The sequence below is a fragment of the Hymenobacter segetis genome (assembly GCF_054776495.1).
Genome location: NZ_BAAHBV010000002.1, coordinates 310,874 through 327,373 on the forward strand (window position 1 = coordinate 310,874; position 16,500 = coordinate 327,373).

Consider the following 16,500-nt stretch of genomic DNA (forward strand, 5'->3'; position numbering starts at 1 on the left):
CAAAAACAGGTTTCAGCCGCTACTCGACAGCTAATACCCGCACCGTTTTACCATTGAAGGCGGCCTCCTGGCCGGCCCGCAACCCTTTCAGCGCCACGGCGACCGGCGCGGCGGGTGATATGGCGAATACATCCGTCCCATCCAGCTTGCCGGCGCTGATGCTGATGTAGAACCGGCCCAGGCTGGTATGCACGAGGGCCCCGGGGCGCACGGTGTCGCAGGGGGCATCGGGGCTGAGGCGGGCGAGCTCGGCTTGCAGCTGCTGGGCCTGCTGCATGTGAGCGGCGTTGCGGTCGCGCTCGGCGTTGGCCATTTCGCGGCCGGTTTCATACTTGTCGCCAGCGCTGCTCTTGGTTTCGGAGGAGGAGGATTCCTGGGCGGCCTGCATGGCGGTGCGGGCGGCGGCAATGCGCTGCTCGATGAAGGCGTGGCAAAGGGCGTGGAGGGCGGGTTTGGTCATTAATTCGGCTTAATCAATACCCAGGACACTTTGGCGCTGGGAGTAGCTATTTCGGATGGCTCAATTGAATCTCGGTCTTTACCCATTGGGCCCCGTTGGAAGATGTATTCCAAGCCGATGTGCTCTTCTGTGCCAGCCGATGCGATTTGCATATTCTCCACAAATTCGTGCGGAGCTACCCGCACTGCTGGCACGGCAGCTTTCAATTGGCCCGATGTAGAGCCAACGTGAATGCCTGCTGCGGTTTTATAGGTTGGATGCAATACGATAAAGCCACTGACTTTCTTGGTTTGCTCACTCAGAAAGTAGATGAATAGTTTCTGCCCCGCACTGCTTACTGTAATGGCATCGGGCTTGCCGTTGCTGCCATCGAAGCCGTATTTGGCGAGGTAGGTTGGGGTGAAGGAAAAGCCCTGATAGGTCTCTTTTAGCTTCGCAATGGGCATCCCAATCCGCGCCTTGCCCACGGAGGTTTCGGTAATAGTCGGCACATCAGGAAAGGCGGCGGGCGGCGCTTGACTGATGCTGCCGGAGAGTAGCAGCCAGCAGCTGAAGAGGCTAAGAAACTTGCGCATGGGGCTAAGTTAAACGGATAATAATCCCTCCGCCACCTTCCTATCATTCCCCAGGCGCGGCACCTTGTTCTGGCCGCCCAGCCGGCCCAGGCTTTTCATGTAGCGCTGGAAGGCCCCGGTGGGTAGCAACGTGAGCTGTAGCGGCACGAGGATGTTGCCCCGACGCAGGTCGTCGTAGTAAGTGTTGCGGCGGCGAAGGGCCGTATCCAGCGCGGCGGCGAAGGCGGCGGGGTCGTGCGGCTCACGCCCAAACTCCACCAGCCACTCGTGGCGCGAGGGCGTGGCGGGGTCGTCGCTCACGAGCGGGGCCACGGTGAATTCGGTGACTTCGACCTCGGGGGTTTGGGCCATCACTTCGCGCAGGGCCTGCTCCACCTCCTCCCCTATCACGTGCTCGCCGAAGGCCGAGAGGAAGTGCTTGATGCGGCCCGTGACTACCACGCGGTGCGGGCGCAGGCTCACGAAGCGCACCGTGTCGCCGAGGGAGTAGCCCCACAGGCCGGCGTTGGAGGTGAGGACCACGGCGTAGTTGCGGTCCAGCTCCACGTCGGCGATGGTGAGGCGGGGTGCGTCGGGCTCGAAGAACCGCTCAGCGGGGATGAATTCGTAGAAGATGCCGCTGTTCAGCAGCAGCAGCAGGCCGGGGTTGCCGGGCTCGTCCTGGAAGGCCAGGAAGCCCTCGGAGGCGGGGAACAGCTCGATGCTGTCCACCGGCCGGCCGATGCTTTCGAAGAGCTTGGCGCGGTAGGGCTCGAAATTGACGCCGCCGTAGACGAACAGGTTGAAATCGGGAAACAGGTCCTTGATGGGCCGGCCGGTGCGGGCCGTGAGGCGGTCGAAATACATCTGCACCCAAGGCGGAATGCCGGATATCAGGGTCATCCGCTGGCCTAGCGTTTCGTCCACGATGCGCTCCAGCTTGGTTTCCCAGTCCTCGATGATGTTGGTGGCGTAGCTGGGCAGCTGGTTGCGGCGCAGGTACGCCGGCACGTGGTGGTTGGCAATGCCCGAGAGCCGGCCCGTGCGGATGCCGTGGTGCATTTCCAGCTCCGGCGAACCCGACAGGAATATCAGCTTGCCATCGAGAAACCGGCTGCGGCCGGTGCGGTAGATGTAGTACAAAAGCGCATCCCGGGCCCCCTCGATGTGGTTGGGGATGCTGTCCTTCGTAATCGGGATGTACTTGGTGCCGGAAGTGGTGCCGCTAGTTTTGGCCAGATACAGCGGCCGGCCGGGCCAGAGCACGTTGGCCTCGCCGGCCTGCGTGCGGTCGAAGTAAGGTTTTAGGGCCTCGTAGTCGCGCACGGACACCTGCCGGGCCAAATCGGCGGGCGTGCGGATGCTGCCTAGGTCGTGGGCGCGGCCAAAGGCAGTGCCGGCCGCCGTGGCGGTGAGTTTCGCCAGCAGCTCGCGCTGGGTGGTTTCGGGGCGGTGCTGCCAGCGCGCGTAGCGGCGGGCAATGTAGCGGGCCAGGGGCTGGCTCAGGGTGGCTTTCAATCCCATAAATCCGAAGTAAAAGGCCGTTGGAAGGGCTGCGAAGGTACGTTGGCCGAGGCCGGCCGGGGCGGCGTGGGCAACCTGCGTAGCTTGCCGCCGTTAGGGCTTGGGGCGGGCCGTTACGGCGGCAAGCTAAAGCGTAACTCACCACTTCACCATTTCCCAACTTACCACATCATGGCAGACCATGCAGGCAAAGCCGTCTGGAACGGCGACATCAAAGGCAGCGGCACCCTCACCACCGACAGCGGCCTCCTCAACGCGCCCTACTCGGTAGGCAGCCGCTTCGAAGGCAAGCCCGGCACCAATCCCGAAGAGCTCATCGGCGCGGCCCACGCTGGCTGCTACACCATGTACCTCACCAGCGTGCTCACCAAGCACGGCCACTCGGTCGAGAGCATCACCACGACCAGCACCGTGACGATGAACCCCAACAACGGCCACCCCGTCATCGAGCACATCCACCTCACCACCGAGGGCCACGTCACCGGCGGTAATATCACCGCCGACGACTTCCAGAAGCACGCCGAAGATGCCAAGGCCAACTGCCCGGTATCGAAAGTGCTGGCCGCCGTGCCCAAAATGACGCTGGAAGCGAAGTTTGTAGGCTAGGTTTCGCTGGTCGAACAATGAAATAAGAACGTCATGCTGAGCGTAGCCGAAGCATCTCTACCGCAGTAGTAATCAAGTTTACTATTGCGGGCAAGATGCTTCGCTATGCTCTGCATGACGTTCTTGCTTTTGCTGACTCTCGTTCTTTTCGGTCCCTGACAACCGACAACTAGCGACTAGCAACTAAATTTGTCCCTATGCCCACTGGTACCACTCGCATCCGCCTCCGCCCCGCCAACAACTCCCGCGTCCCGTTCTGGGGCCAACTCGCCATCGGCCTGTTCTGGCTTGCCTATGTACTGTTTGGGATATTAAGCAACACCGGCGCGACGGACTACCACTTCCTGCACTGGGTGTTCCTGGTTTTCACGTTCGTATACCTCGGCTACGTGCTGGTGAACAATGCCCCCATTTTTGGCACCCAGAGCTACCTCGAATTCACCCCCGGCTACATCGTGCACAAAAACGGCCTGTTCCGCCCCAAGCAGGTATTCGCCGCCGAGAACATCACCGCCCTGGAGCTTAAGCCCGCAGTATTGCGCGTGCGCCAGAAGGACGGCGAAATCTACGCCCTCAATCTGCGCGAGGTGAAAGGCAAAATGCGCAAAACGCGCTTCCGCGAGCAGGTGCGGGCCTTCGCCACCAAACACAACCTGCCCTTGCAGGAAGTTAGCCCGACGGCAGCCGCCTAAACAACATCCTTCAGCAACGCGAAGGGGCTCCAGATACTAATCTGGAGCCCCTTTGCTATTGATGCTGGTTTGACCGAGAGGCCCTACTTCTTGGCAAACTTCTTCCGCAACTCGTCCACTTGGTCGCGGAATTTCTTATCTGAATCCACCAAGTCCGACACGGTTTGCACGGAGTGCATCACGGTGGTATGGTCGCGGCCACCGAAGTGAAAGCCGATGGTTTTCAGCGTGTGCGCGGTGTGGTGCTTGGCGAAGTACATGGCAACCTGGCGGGCTGTCACCACTTCCTTTTTGCGGGTTTTATCCTTCAGCAAATCGACGGAGATGCTGAAATACGCGGCCACGGTCTTCTGGATGAAGTCGAGGTTGACCTCGGCCTCCACCTCCTCGATGATGTGGCGCAACGCCTGCTTCACCATTTCCAGGTCGATATCGCGCCGCGACAAGCTGCTCTGGGCTACCAGCGAGGCGATGACACCTTCCAACTCGCGCACGTTGGTGTGCACCGAATTGGCGAGGTAATCTACCACATGGTCCGGCGGAATATCGATGCCGTCCTGCTCCATCTTATTGCGGATGATGGCAACGCGCGTCTCGAAATCCGGACTTTGCACGTCGGCCGTCAGGCCCCACTTGAAGCGGTTCAGCAGGCGGTCCTCCAGACCCAGCAGGTCCTTGGGGGGTCGGTCGGAGGTCATCACAATCTGCTTGCCCGACTGGTGCAGGTGATTGAAGATGTGAAAGAACATCTCCTGCGTCTTGCCCTTATTGGCCAGAAACTGCACGTCGTCCAGAATCAGCGCATCAACCTGCAGATAGAAGTTCGCGAAGTCCTGCACCTGCGCACGCTGCACGCTGTCGATGAACTGATTGGTGAATTTCTCGGCCGATACATACAGCACGAACCGCTCGGGCGCGGTGGCCTTGATGTGGTTGCCGATGGCCTGCACGAGGTGGGTTTTGCCCAAGCCCACGCCGCCGTAAACCATTAACGGGTTGAAGCTGGTGGTACCGGGCTTGTTGGCCACGGCAAGGCCGGCCGAGCGGGCCAGGCGGTTGCAGTCGCCCTCGATGTAGTTGTCGAAGGTATAAGAGCCGTTGAGCTGCGACGGGACGAGGTTGCCGTCCATCGGCCGGGCCTGGTCGAAGGGGTTGCGGGGCGGGGCCATCGTATCGGCCCCGCCGCCGTTGGCGAAGTTGTTGCCGCGCGGCGTGGTGCGCACCGCGCCGGAGTTCACGTAGCGGGCCGAGGCGGCACGGGCGCTGCCGGCCAGCGGGTTGCCGGCGGTCGTGCCGGGCATGGGCTGGGGGGCGTCGCGCGGGTCGGGGGCGGCCTGCTTGCGGGTGGGCGGCAGGTGCAGGGCGCGGGGCGGCGTCTGGTCGTTGCCCTGGTCCACGACTACGCTGTATTCGAGGCGGCCTTCGGAGCCCAGCTGCTGGTAGAGGGCGCGGCGCAGCTCGTCCACGTAGTGCTCCTCCAGCCAGTCGTAGAAATAGGCGCTCGGCACCTGAATGGTGAGCACGTTGCCCTTCAGTTCGACCGGTACAATGGGCTGGAACCAGGTTCTAAAGCTCTGCTCCCCGATTTCCGCCGAGATGCTGCGCAAGCAGCCAGCCCAAACCGTGCGAAAATCCTTGAGCATTTGAACGTTTGAAAGGAAACCGGCAACAAACCGGGAGCAAAAAGAAGACCGAAATCAGCCGCCCAAAGCGGGCGTTATTTTTTAGAGGGGGACAAAATTGTGGAAAACTTCGCACTTAAAAAAGCCGAAATGGGCTTGTTTATGTCGTGCTTTTAGCAGGCCGCCCGAACCGGCACTACGGCAGCGCTTGCCAGCCCGGCGCGCTTATTTTTTGTTGAAAATTCATAATCCAACCGGCCCAGGTTGATGCCCGACCAGCCCACCTGATTGATGAGCGTGGAGTGGCCGTCGGGGCTGGCGATGGGCTCGGGCGCGTCCATGAACGTGTGGGTGTGCCCGCCCAGTATGAGGTCGATACCGGAAACCTGCGCGGCCAGCTTGCGGTCATCGAGCTTGGCCTCGGCGTACTTATAGCCGAGGTGCGAGAGGCAAATGACGAGGTCGCACTTTTCGGGGCCGCGCAGCTGGGCTACCATTTCTTTGGCCTTGGCCACGGGGTCGAGGTAGATAGTCTGACCGAAGTTTTTATCGGCCACCAAGCCACTCAATTCGATGCCAATGCCGAATACGCCCACCCGGATGCCCTGCTTGTCGAACACCTTGTAGGGCGCGAAACGGCCGGCCAATGGGGTCTTCGAGAAGTCGTAGTTGGCGATGAGGAAGGGGAAAGTGGCGTGGGGCAGCTGGCGCTGGAGGCCGTCGAGGCCGTTGTCGAAGTCGTGGTTGCCGAGGGTGCTGGCGTCGTAGCCCATCTGGCTCATGAGCTTGTACTCAAGCTCGCCACCGAAGAAGTTGAAGTAGGGCGTGCCCTGGAAGATGTCGCCCGAGTCGAGCAGCAGCACATTGGGCTCTTTGCTGCGAATGTCTTTGATGAGCGCCGCGCGGCGGGCCATACCGCCCAGCCCGGCCCACTGCCCGCCATTGTCGGGAAAGGGCTCGATGCGGGAGTGCATGTCGTTGGTGTGCAGGATGGTGAGTTTGAGCGGAGCCTTGGCGGTAGCGGCGGCTTCGGCCGAGTTGGCCAGGCCGCCCAGCACGGTGAGGCCGGCGGTGCCGAGGAGGGAGTTGCGGAGGAATTCGCGACGCTTCATGATTTAGAATTATGAATTAAAAATTATGAGTTATGAATTAAATTTTTGAAGCACAAACCATTGACTTTGATGGCTCGCAATTCATAATTTCTAATTCATAATTCTTAATTAGCCTTTACCCGGCCTTCGACGCGGGCCGTGATGGGCTGGCCGGCTTTGGTGAGGGCGCGGATGTGGTCGGCGATGGCGGTGCGGAGCAGCACGTTGGTGTGGCGCGGCGTGAGGGTTTTGAAGAACGAGAGGTTGTCGCCGCCAGTCGCCAAATAGTCGGAAATGGCAATGGTGTAGGTGCGGTTTTCGTTCACATCGAAAGGCTTGCCGCCGATGCGAATGTCCTTGGGCATGCCATCGAAAGTGACACTATAAGTAGCGCCGGACACCGCCATCTTGATGTGCGCGGCGTAGTCGAACAGCTGCTGCACCACCGGGCCGGGGGCATCAAGCACGACCAGCTCGTTCTCAAACGGCATCAACTCAAACACCGAGCCCAGCGTGACGGGACCGGCCGCGAAGCCGGCGCGCAGGCCGCCATTGGTCATCACACCCAAGTCCATGGGGGCTTTCAGCTCGGCGCTGGCGCGCTCGCGCTGCAGGTCGGCCACGAAGTTGGAGAGCGGGTTTTCGCCGGGGGCTTTGGTGAGCGGGGCCGGGGCGGTGCCCAGCACCTCGGTCATCTGAGCCGTTACCTTGTCGTGGTAGGGCGCAATGAGGGCGGCAATGGCGGGGTCTTCGGTCTGGGTTTTGCCCACTACCTGGCTCGTGGTGGGCGCGAAATGGGCAGTGGGTGCGAAGGCGGCGCGCTGGCAGCCGGTGGCTAGCGTCAGGGCCAGCAATAGCGGCGTGAAGGTGACCCGCAATGAATGGTGCAACATGAAATATGGAGGAAGCGGACGATACCCGATGGACACCGGGCGAAGTTGATGCAAAGTTACGATGTTAACCCGGCAGGCCGCCGCTCACAGCCGCGTCACCATGGCCGCTTCGGCCCCGGCGCGGTATCTTTCGGCCTGTTTTAACTGAGGTTCGTAGTTGCGGGAACCGCCGCACGCTATCCGTTGAAGCACTTGCTACCTATGTCCGACACCCTCACGGCCGCGCCCGTCTCCTTCGCCGAATTCCCGGCCGTTACCACTGCCGAGTGGCAGGCCCGCCTCACCCGCGAGCTCAAAGGCCAGGACCCGGCCACGCTGCGCTGGCCCCTGCCCGACGGCTTTAGCCTGGAGCCCTTTTACCACCGCGAAGCCCTCACAGCGCTGGGCGGCCCGCCCGCGCCCCTGCCCCACCCCATCGCGCCCTGGCTGAACGTGCCCGCCCTTGCCATACCGGCCGGCACTGACGGCCGCGCCCAGATTGACCAAGCGGCCAATGCCCTCGCCAATGGAGCCGACGGCATCCATTTCATCATTCACGACATCCCGGCGCTGGCCGTGCACTACCTGGCCGAGCAGCTGCCGCTGGCCCGCACCTTCGTGGGCTACACCGTGCTGGCCGCCCCCGATGAGCTCCTGGCTCAGCTGGTAGAAGCCGCGCCCGGCACGGCCCTGCGTGGTTTCCTGCGCTTTGCCCCCGGCCCCGTGCCCGAGGGGGCCGAGCTGGCCGACTACCGCGCCGCCCTGCGCCGCTGCGTGCGCCTGACCACGGGTATGCCCGATTTCCGCGCGCTGGCCGTGAACGGGGCCTTTTTTGGCAACCGGGGCGCTACTGCCACCCAGCAGATTGCCTTCAGCCTGAACACCGCCGCCGCCCTGCTGGCCGACCTGCCCGATGCCGAAACCACGGCCGCCGAAGTAGCCGCCACGCTGCACCTGCACGTGGCCATCATGCCCGGCTACTTCCTCGAAATTGCCAAGCTGCGCGCCCTGCGCCGCCTGTGGGCCACGCTGCTGCACAGCTTCGGCCTGCCGGCTGAGCTGAATGCCCACCTGCGCATCCACGCCATGACGGCCACCTGGACGCAGACCACCCTCGACGCGCACAATAACCTGCTGCGCCACACCACCGAGGGCATGAGCGCCGTGCTGGGCGGGGCCGATTCCTTATCCGTGGCCCCGTTCGACTGCCTGTTTGCCGAGGCCAACGAGTTTTCGGGCCGGCTGGCGCGCAACCTCTCAGTGCTGCTGCGCGAAGAGGCCGGCCTGGGCCGGGTGCAGGACCCCGCCGCCGGCTCTTATTATATTGAAACCCTCACCGACCAGCTGGCCCAGGAGGCCTGGGCCCTGTTTCAGCGCACCGAGGCGGCGGGCGGACTGCCGGCCGTGCGCGGCCAGCTCATCGAAGAAATCAAGGCGGTGGCCACGGAAACCTTCCGGCGCATTGCCAGCGGCCAGCAGGTGATTGTGGGCACCAACCGCTTCCAGAACAAGAACGAGCAGTTCCACTTTCACCCCAAGAAGCTCCTGCGCTCCGCCGATTTCGACGTGACGCGGGCCGCTTACCCCACCGAAGTGCTGCGCCTGGCCACGGCCATGCACTTCGAGCGCCGCGACCGCAAGAGCAAGCGCGCCGCCGTGGTGCTGCTGGGAGCCAACACCAACCAGGTTATCCTGGAAACGTTTCTGCAAACCCTGCAGGACCACGAGCGGCCCGAGCTGGCGGCCAGCCACCCCGCCGGCACGCTCTCGCTGCTCTATTCTTCGGCCGAGGAAGCGACCCTGATGTACGCCACCATCGAGCAGTTCCAGAAATTTGCCCGCTTCATCTACCAGATTCCGACCGAGAAGCAGCACTTCGTCCCGCCGGCGTTGCTCAGCTCTGACCTGGCTACCATGCACGAGGCCGTGCGCGTGTTCGGCTTCCAGGAAATGAAGGTGCAGGGCTATACCACGGAGGAAGTGCTGGCCCGACTGCAAGGGCGGTAGTCTTTCAATTATAAATTTTGAATTATGAATTATGAATGGCTAATCGGCTGCGGCCCACCATTCATAATTCATAATTTATAATTCAGAATTCCCTCATGAAGCCCGACTTCTCTTCGATTCCCTACGACGCCGCCCCGGCCCCCGCCGCTCCCGCTGCGCCCGAAACCGCTGCCACGCTCACGCCCGAGGGCATTGCCATCAAGCCCGTGTACGGCCCCGAGGATGTGGCCCACCTCGACCACCTGGGCTTTGGCGCGGGGCAGGCGCCTTACCTGCGCGGCCCTTATGCCAGCATGTACACCCAGAATCCGTGGACTATCCGGCAGTACGCCGGCTTTTCCACGGCCGAGGAATCGAATGCTTTTTATCGCCGCAACCTGGCCGGCGGGCAGAAAGGCCTGAGCGTGGCCTTCGACCTGGCCACCCACCGGGGCTACGACTCGGACCACCCCCGCGTGCAGGGCGACGTGGGCAAGGCCGGCGTGGCCATCGACTCGGTGGAGGACATGAAAATCCTCTTCGACCAGATTCCGCTCGGCGAAATGTCGGTATCCATGACCATGAACGGGGCGGTGCTGCCCGTGCTGGCCTTCTATATTGTGGCGGCCGAGGAGCAGGGCGTGCCGCCCGAAAAGCTGCAAGGCACCATTCAGAACGACATTCTGAAGGAGTTCATGGTGCGCAACACCTACATCTACCCGCCCGCGCCGAGCATGCGCATCATCGCCGACATCTTCAGCTACACGGCGGCCAAGATGCCCAAGTTCAACTCCATTTCCATCTCGGGCTACCACATGCAGGAAGCCGGCGCGACGGCCGATTTGGAGCTGGCCTACACCCTGGCCGACGGCCTGGAATACGTGCGCGCCGGCCTCGCGGCGGGCATGAAGATTGACGAATTCGCCCCGCGCCTGAGCTTCTTCTGGGCCATCGGCATGAACCACTTCATGGAGATTGCCAAGCTGCGCGCCGGCCGCCTGCTCTGGGCCAAGCTCATCAACCAGTTCAACCCCACCAACCCCAAAAGCCTGGCCCTGCGCACGCACTGCCAGACCTCGGGCTACTCCCTCACCGAGCAGGACCCCTACAATAACGTGGCCCGCACCGCCATCGAGGCCCTCGCGGCCGTGCTCGGCGGCACCCAGAGCCTGCACACCAACGCCCTCGACGAGGCCATTGCCCTGCCCACCGATTTCTCGGCCCGTATCGCGCGCAACACCCAGCTCTACCTCCAGCACGAAACCGACGTGACCAAAGTGGTGGACCCCTGGGGCGGCAGCTACTACGTCGAAACCCTCACCCACGAGCTGGCCGACCGCGCCTGGGCCCTCATCCAGGAAGTGGAAGGGCTGGGCGGCATGGCCAAGGCCATCGAAACCGGCCTGCCCAAGCTGCGCATCGAGGAAGCCGCCGCCCGCAAGCAGGCCCGCATCGACTCGGGCAAGGAAATCATCGTGGGCGTGAACAAGTACCAGACCACCGAGAAAACGGAGGTCGAAGTGCTCGACATCGACAACGACGCCGTGCGCGAAAGCCAGATTGCCCGCCTCAAAACCATCCGCGCCACCCGCGATAATGTGGCCGTGAAGGTGGCCCTGGCCGCCCTCACCGAAGCCGCCGGCGTACGCCTTGAGGAGTTAGGAGTGAAGAGTGAAGAGTTAAGAGTTGATTCAGCCGATGCTTCTGCCCCAACTCTTAACTCTCAACTCTCAACTCATAACTTATTGGCGCTAGCCATAGAAGCCGCCCGCGCCCGCGCCACCCTCGGCGAAATCTCCGATGCCCTCGAAGCCCAGTTTGGCCGCCACCAGGCCACCACGCGCACCGTGGCCGGCGTGTATTCGCAGGAGATGAGCCACAACGCCGCCTTCGAGCAGGCCCGCGCGGCGGCCGAAGCCTTCGCCGCCCGCGAAGGCCGCCGCCCCCGCATGCTGGTGGCCAAAATGGGCCAGGACGGCCACGACCGCGGCGCCAAAATCATCGCCACCAGCTTCGCCGATGTCGGCTTCGACGTCGACATTGCCCCCCTCTTCCAAACCCCCGCCGAAGTAGCCCGCCAGGCCGCCGACAACGACGTGCACGTCGTGGGCGTGAGCAGCCTCGCCGCCGGCCACAAAACCCTGCTCCCCCAGCTGCTGGCGGAGCTGCGGCAGCTCGGCCGCGAAGACATCCTGGTCATCGCCGGCGGCGTCATCCCCGCCCAGGACTACCAGTTCCTCTACGATGCCGGCGTGGCCGGCGTGTACGGCCCCGGCACGGTCATCGCCACCGCCGCGCTAGAGATTCTGGCGAAGCTGGGGGAGTAGTTGCCCCAGCGCGGTTGGCTGGCGTCAATCCATCTTAGTTAAAAGGCCCGCTCCCAACAGCGGGCCTTTTTTGTTCGCCATAATTTCTGAGCTTGCAGGCTAATCCCCTTTCTTATGAATCTCTTTACCACGCTCGACCGCCTCAAAGCCGACCTCGATGCCCTGCGCCCCCTCGCGCCCGAACAGGAGCAGCGGGTGCTGCAAAAGTTTCGGCTCGACTGGAATTATAACTCCAACGCCATTGAGGGCAACTCCCTCACGCTGGGCGAAACCCGCTCGCTACTCCTGCACGGCCTCACGGCCGAAGGCAAGCCCCTGCGCGACCACCTCGACATCAAAGGCCACAACGAAGCCATCCTCGGCCTCGAAGAAGTGGTGCACGACGACCGGCCCCTCACCGAGCAGTTCATCCGCGAAATGCACCAGGTACTGCTCGGCGAGGAGCACTACAAGCCCGCCCACACGGCCAGCGGCCAGCCCACCCGCCAGCGCATCGTGCCCGGCCAGTACAAGTCCAGCACCAACAACGTGGTCACCGCCACCGGCGAAACCTTCTATTTCGCCAGCCCCGAGGAGACGCCCGCCCGCATGCACGACCTCCTCACCTGGTACCGCCAGGAGACGGAAGCGCCCACGCTACACCCCGTCGCGCTAGCCGCCGAGTTTCATCACCGCTTCGTCAGCATCCACCCCTTCGATGACGGCAACGGCCGCATGTCGCGCCTGCTCATGAACCTCATCCTCATGCGGCACGGCTACCCCATCACCGTCATCAAAGCCGACGAGCCCACCCGCAACCGCTACCTAGCCGCCCTCTCCGCCGCCGATGCCGGCGACCCCGAACCTTTCCTCCGTTTCATCATTGAAAACGTGGAAGCCTCCCTGCAACTCATGATTCGCGCCGCGAAGGGCGAATCCATCGAAGAACCAAGTGACTTGGATAAGAAGCTTGCGCTGCTGAAGAAGCAGGTGTTAACTAATGAGGATACAATCGAAAAATCTTGGAATATGGACCTCCAAGTATCTTTTTTCGATGCACTTATTGATAGATTGATTAGTGACCTCACGACCCAAACAAGCCGCTTTGACGCTTTTTTTCTGGAGAAGTTTTTCTCAGGAGGGGTGTTCTATGTAGGTGCTAAATTGCCAGTAATTAAGGAATTCTCTATGATATCTAATGTAAAAGAGACTATCAAGAGGGGTCTAAATAAATCAGCTGTTTTAGCCGATACAGTAACCTTTAGTATAGCATGGACTGGTTTTCGTCAACGTCGTAAGTCGTTTGACTTACGTTTACTAATTGATTTCCTTTTTGCAGAACACGAGTTTGGAATAGCTGTAAGTATAGATGAGTTATTAGATGGAAAGCCTGCTTATTCTGACCATGACAAAGCACTAGTCTTTTTTGATTCTATTTACTTAAATGATTATGCTTCGATAGATTATTACGACCTCAACTACCAGTTCGCCAACAAAGTCTACGACTTCATCGCTGCCAAAGTAGCCGAAGCCGACTCCTCCCCCAGCTAACCCCAGGCCCGCCCCACCCGGCGGGCCTTTTGCGTGCCCGCGCCGCCTTCCGGGCTGCCCCTGGGCCTTGCCGGGCCTCCCCGGTGCCTTGGCGGGCCTCCCCTGCGTCTTTACGCCCTCCCCCGGTGGGTTTACGCCATTCCCCGGTGGGTTTACGTGGGCGTAAGGGCGCGGGGGAAGGGCGTAAACCCACTAGGGAAGGACGTAAACCGATGGGGCAAGGGCGTCGAGGCGTGGGGGAATGCCTACATTGGGTGCTCAACTTTACCCATTCATTGTCAACCCCATGAAAAAAGCTACCACTGTGCTGCGGCACTATTCGTCCTCGGCGGCGGCCATGCGCCAGGACATGCGCACCATGCAGGCGCATTACCTCAGCCACCAGGCCGCTTTCCAGGCCTTCAATCCGGAGTTTGATGCGGCATTTGGAACCGATTGGCTGGCCGCGATTGACCTGGCCGATACCACCCCCGACAACACCGTGCGGGTGGGTGAGCTGATGGAGGACACTGCCGAAGTGGCCAGCGCCATGGCCCAAGCCCAAGGGGCCCTGCAAAGTCTGTTTTACTTCGTGGGCCGCGCCTATCCACACAACGTCGGGCGCATGGCCACCTACGGCCGCAGCAATTACGAAACCGCCCGCAACAGCCACGACAAGATGCGGACGCTGCTCCAAACCGCTTTTGCCTCGGCCACCCGCGACAAAACCGACCTCGCCGCCAAGGGCTACACCGCCGCCCAGCTGGCCACGCTGGGCACCCTCGTCACGGAGCTGGCCGATACCAACACCACCCAGGAGGTGAAAAAAGGCACCAACCAGGAGGGCACCGACCACTACCTCACCACCCAAAACCTGGCCTACGGCTTCGGCCAGGAGGCGAGCGCGGCGGCCAAGGTGCTCTTCGCCGCCGATGCGGCCACGCTGAAGCTGTTTCGGCTGAGCGGGCCGGCCGCGCCCGCCGGCCCCGAAACCCACGAGCTGACCGTGGCCGCCGGGGCGCTGGGCAGCGTCCTGTTCAGCACGCCGCTGCTGGCCACCACCCGGCTGCACCTGCGCTTGGCCGTGCCCCAGCCCGCGCAGGTGGCGCTGGTGGGCCGCGTGCTGGCGGCCGGCAACAGCCTCCGCGCCCACGCCACCCTCACCACCAGCGGCAGCGAGCTGGACACCACGGCCGAGGCCCTGGGGCCGGACGGCCAGTGGCTGGAGGTGTTCAACGACAGCGATACGCCGGTGCGCGTCGAAATCGCGGTGCTGCACTAAGCCGCATTGCTTTTCATCCATCAAAAAAAGGCCCGGATGCTATATCCGGGCCTTTTTTTGATGAAACAAAACCGTGCCTAGCGCACCAGCAGCGGGGCCGTGGCGGGCTGGCCATTGCCCAGGGTAGCGCGCAGCTGGTAGAGGCCGGGGGCCAGCCCGGCCAACGACACCGGGCAGTCGCCGGCCGTGGCGGGCAGCGCCTGCTGGCGCACGGTGCGGCCCAGGGCATCGAGCACAGCGAGCTGGCCGCCGCCCACCGGCAGCCGCAGCGTGACCGAGCCGCTGGCCGGGTTGGGGTAGGCGGCCAGGGCCAGGCCGGCCGCAGCCGGGCGGGCGGCCGTGAGGATGCCGCCGGCCGTGAGCTTGGCCATCAGCACATCGGCTAAGCCCGTGGAAGCGGCGGTGGGCAGCGCCCCAAACGCGACCGTGCCCCCGACATCGCCCACGAGGTAGGCATTGCCGGCCGCATCGGTCCCGATGCTGGTGGCCTGGCACCCATCGGCACCGGGGGTAGTGGTGGCACCCACGCCCTGGCTGGCCCACACGGCATTGCCCTGGCCGTCGTAGCGCACCACAAACAGCTGCGGGTTGAGGGCGTAGAGGGTGGTGGCCCCGAAGACGGCCGTGCCCCGCAGGCGGCCGACGAGGTAGCAGCCGCCGCGCCCGTCGTAGGCCACGCCGAAGGCCAGGCTGGGGCCGGAATTGGTGCCCGCGCCGTTGGCCGCGCCGGTGGGGTTGATGCGCCGTTCCCACAGCGGTGCGCCCTGAGGCGTGAAGCGGGTCAGGAACAGGGTGCTGCCCAAGGGGCCGCCAATCCCGCCCCCGGTCGCCACGTATTCGCTGGTGGCACTCACCACGGCCGAGCCGCTGGCGTCCACGGTTACGGCTTCGGCGAATTCGTCGGAGGCCCCGCCCACCGACGCGGCCCAGACGGGGGTGCCGGTGGCATCGAGCTTGCACAGGAAAATGTCCAGGGTGCCATAGAGGCTGGTCACGGTGGCAGTCCCGAACTGCCGGGTGCCGCTGAACGAACCCACGAGGTAGGCATTGCCGGCGGCATCCAGGGCCAAGCCCCGGGTGGTGTCGCCCCCGCCGCCGGTACCCACGATGCGACTTTGCAGGATGCCGCCCGCCGGCGAAAACTTATAGTAGAACACGCCCGTGCCCGCCACGGCCGGCCCGCCAAACGCCACGGCCGTGCTGGCGTTGCCGGCCACGGCCACGTTGCCGCTGGCATCGGTGGCCAGGCTGCCGACAGAGGTGCCGGCCCCGCCCTGGCGCACCCACTGCGGCTGGCCCTGGGCATCGAACTTGGCCAGGTAGGAGTCCTCGAAGGCGCTGGTGAGGGTGGTGCCGCCCACCGTAACGGTGTTCCTGAAGGAGCCCGCGAGGTAGGCATTGCCGGCCCCGTCCACCGCCACGCGGCCGTCGAGGGTATTAGGGTATCCGCCGCCCTCTACCGGGCGCGCCCAGAGCACGGTGCCCGTGGCGCTGTATTTGGCCAGAAAGTAGTGCGCCGCCCCGGAGCCGGCCGTGAGCACGGTGGTGCCCAGGGTGAGGGTGCCGGTGTAGTTGCCGGCCACGTAGCAGCTGCCATCGGCCGCCACGGCCAGGTGGCGCCCGCTGCCGAAGCTGCCCGTGGGCGAGGTGCTGCGCTGAACGCGGGCCCAGGCGGGGTCGGTTTGGGCCCGGGCGGTGGGAGCGGCCAGCAAGCCGGCGGCAGCCAGCACGGTGAGGCAGGGCAGCGCGCATGGGAACAAGGTAAAAAGGGACATAAGCGGAATGGGGAAAGGGATGAAAGGAAACCAGCAAAGCCGCCGGTCAGGGGCGACCTTATTTCGAATATACTCCCGCCGGGCCAGCAAGTTGCGGCCCCGGCAACTGCCGGGTTTACTTTAAAATCAAATATATTATTTATATGATTCTATAAAATTCTTATCTAAGTTTAAGGTAGAATCGTGTCGCCCGGCCCTTG

General features: G+C 63.0%; 13 protein-coding genes. 6 read left to right on the plus strand and 7 right to left on the minus strand.

Annotated features, from left to right (window positions below):
• Window positions 1-19 precede the first annotated feature (19 nt).
• The 3 genes from ACYU70_RS11915 to ACYU70_RS11925 are packed head-to-tail and all read right to left on the minus strand — an operon-like array spanning window position 20 to window position 2,538.
• A complete protein-coding gene (locus ACYU70_RS11915; RefSeq protein WP_342297435.1) occupies window positions 20-460 on the minus strand; it encodes a 3-oxoacyl-ACP synthase in 441 nt (146 codons plus the stop codon).
• On the minus strand, window positions 460-1,035 hold the full coding sequence (locus ACYU70_RS11920; RefSeq protein WP_342297436.1) for a hypothetical protein: 576 nt from the start codon (window positions 1,033-1,035) through the stop codon (window positions 460-462). The genes ACYU70_RS11915 and ACYU70_RS11920 overlap by 1 nt, the downstream gene beginning before the upstream one ends.
• A gap of 9 nt (window positions 1,036-1,044) precedes the next feature.
• Window positions 1,045-2,538, minus strand: a complete 1,494-nt coding sequence (locus tag ACYU70_RS11925; protein WP_342297438.1) for a GH3 family acyl-acid amido synthetase — start codon at window positions 2,536-2,538, stop codon at window positions 1,045-1,047.
• A 171-nt stretch (window positions 2,539-2,709) separates the two neighbouring features.
• Between ACYU70_RS11925 and ACYU70_RS11930 the strand changes: the two genes are divergently transcribed.
• Complete coding sequence (locus ACYU70_RS11930) at window positions 2,710-3,144, plus strand: OsmC family peroxiredoxin (protein WP_342297439.1); 435 nt, start codon at window positions 2,710-2,712, stop codon at window positions 3,142-3,144.
• A 197-nt stretch (window positions 3,145-3,341) separates the two neighbouring features.
• A complete protein-coding gene (locus ACYU70_RS11935; RefSeq protein ID WP_342297441.1) occupies window positions 3,342-3,836 on the plus strand; it encodes a hypothetical protein in 495 nt (164 codons plus the stop codon).
• Window positions 3,837-3,919: 83 nt separating this feature from the next.
• On the opposite strand, the gene dnaA is transcribed toward ACYU70_RS11935, so the two are convergent.
• The 3 genes from dnaA to ACYU70_RS11950 all read right to left on the minus strand — a co-directional run bounded on the left by dnaA (window position 3,920) and on the right by ACYU70_RS11950 (window position 7,442).
• A complete protein-coding gene (gene dnaA, locus ACYU70_RS11940; RefSeq protein ID WP_342297443.1) occupies window positions 3,920-5,479 on the minus strand; it encodes a chromosomal replication initiator protein DnaA in 1,560 nt (519 codons plus the stop codon).
• Between the two features lie 152 nt (window positions 5,480-5,631).
• Window positions 5,632-6,570: a bifunctional metallophosphatase/5'-nucleotidase gene (locus ACYU70_RS11945; protein WP_342297444.1), complete on the minus strand. Its 939-nt coding sequence runs from the start codon at window positions 6,568-6,570 to the stop codon at window positions 5,632-5,634.
• A gap of 104 nt (window positions 6,571-6,674) precedes the next feature.
• Window positions 6,675-7,442 carry a 5'-nucleotidase C-terminal domain-containing protein gene (locus ACYU70_RS11950; RefSeq protein WP_342297445.1) on the minus strand — a complete coding sequence of 256 codons (768 nt, stop codon included), beginning with the start codon at window positions 7,440-7,442 and terminating at the stop codon, window positions 6,675-6,677.
• Window positions 7,443-7,643: 201 nt separating this feature from the next.
• Here ACYU70_RS11950 and ACYU70_RS11955 point away from each other — a divergent pair, with 201 nt between their 5' ends.
• The 4 genes from ACYU70_RS11955 to ACYU70_RS11970 all read left to right on the plus strand — a co-directional run bounded on the left by ACYU70_RS11955 (window position 7,644) and on the right by ACYU70_RS11970 (window position 14,525).
• The gene (locus ACYU70_RS11955; RefSeq protein ID WP_342297447.1) at window positions 7,644-9,428 is read left to right on the plus strand and encodes a methylmalonyl-CoA mutase family protein; all 1,785 of its coding nucleotides are present in this window, start codon (window positions 7,644-7,646) and stop codon (window positions 9,426-9,428) included.
• A 95-nt stretch (window positions 9,429-9,523) separates the two neighbouring features.
• Window positions 9,524-11,734, plus strand: coding sequence for a methylmalonyl-CoA mutase (scpA, locus tag ACYU70_RS11960; RefSeq protein ID WP_342297449.1), 2,211 nt, complete (start codon window positions 9,524-9,526; stop codon window positions 11,732-11,734).
• Between the two features lie 114 nt (window positions 11,735-11,848).
• A complete protein-coding gene (locus tag ACYU70_RS11965) occupies window positions 11,849-13,264 on the plus strand; it encodes a Fic family protein (protein ID WP_342297450.1) in 1,416 nt (471 codons plus the stop codon).
• 286 nt (window positions 13,265-13,550) lie between these two features.
• Window positions 13,551-14,525, plus strand: a complete 975-nt coding sequence (locus tag ACYU70_RS11970; protein ID WP_342297452.1) for a hypothetical protein — start codon at window positions 13,551-13,553, stop codon at window positions 14,523-14,525.
• A 77-nt stretch (window positions 14,526-14,602) separates the two neighbouring features.
• Here ACYU70_RS11970 and ACYU70_RS11975 read toward each other — a convergent pair whose 3' ends face one another.
• Window positions 14,603-16,300 carry a hypothetical protein gene (locus ACYU70_RS11975; RefSeq protein WP_342297453.1) on the minus strand — a complete coding sequence of 566 codons (1,698 nt, stop codon included), beginning with the start codon at window positions 16,298-16,300 and terminating at the stop codon, window positions 14,603-14,605.
• Window positions 16,301-16,500 lie beyond the last annotated feature (200 nt).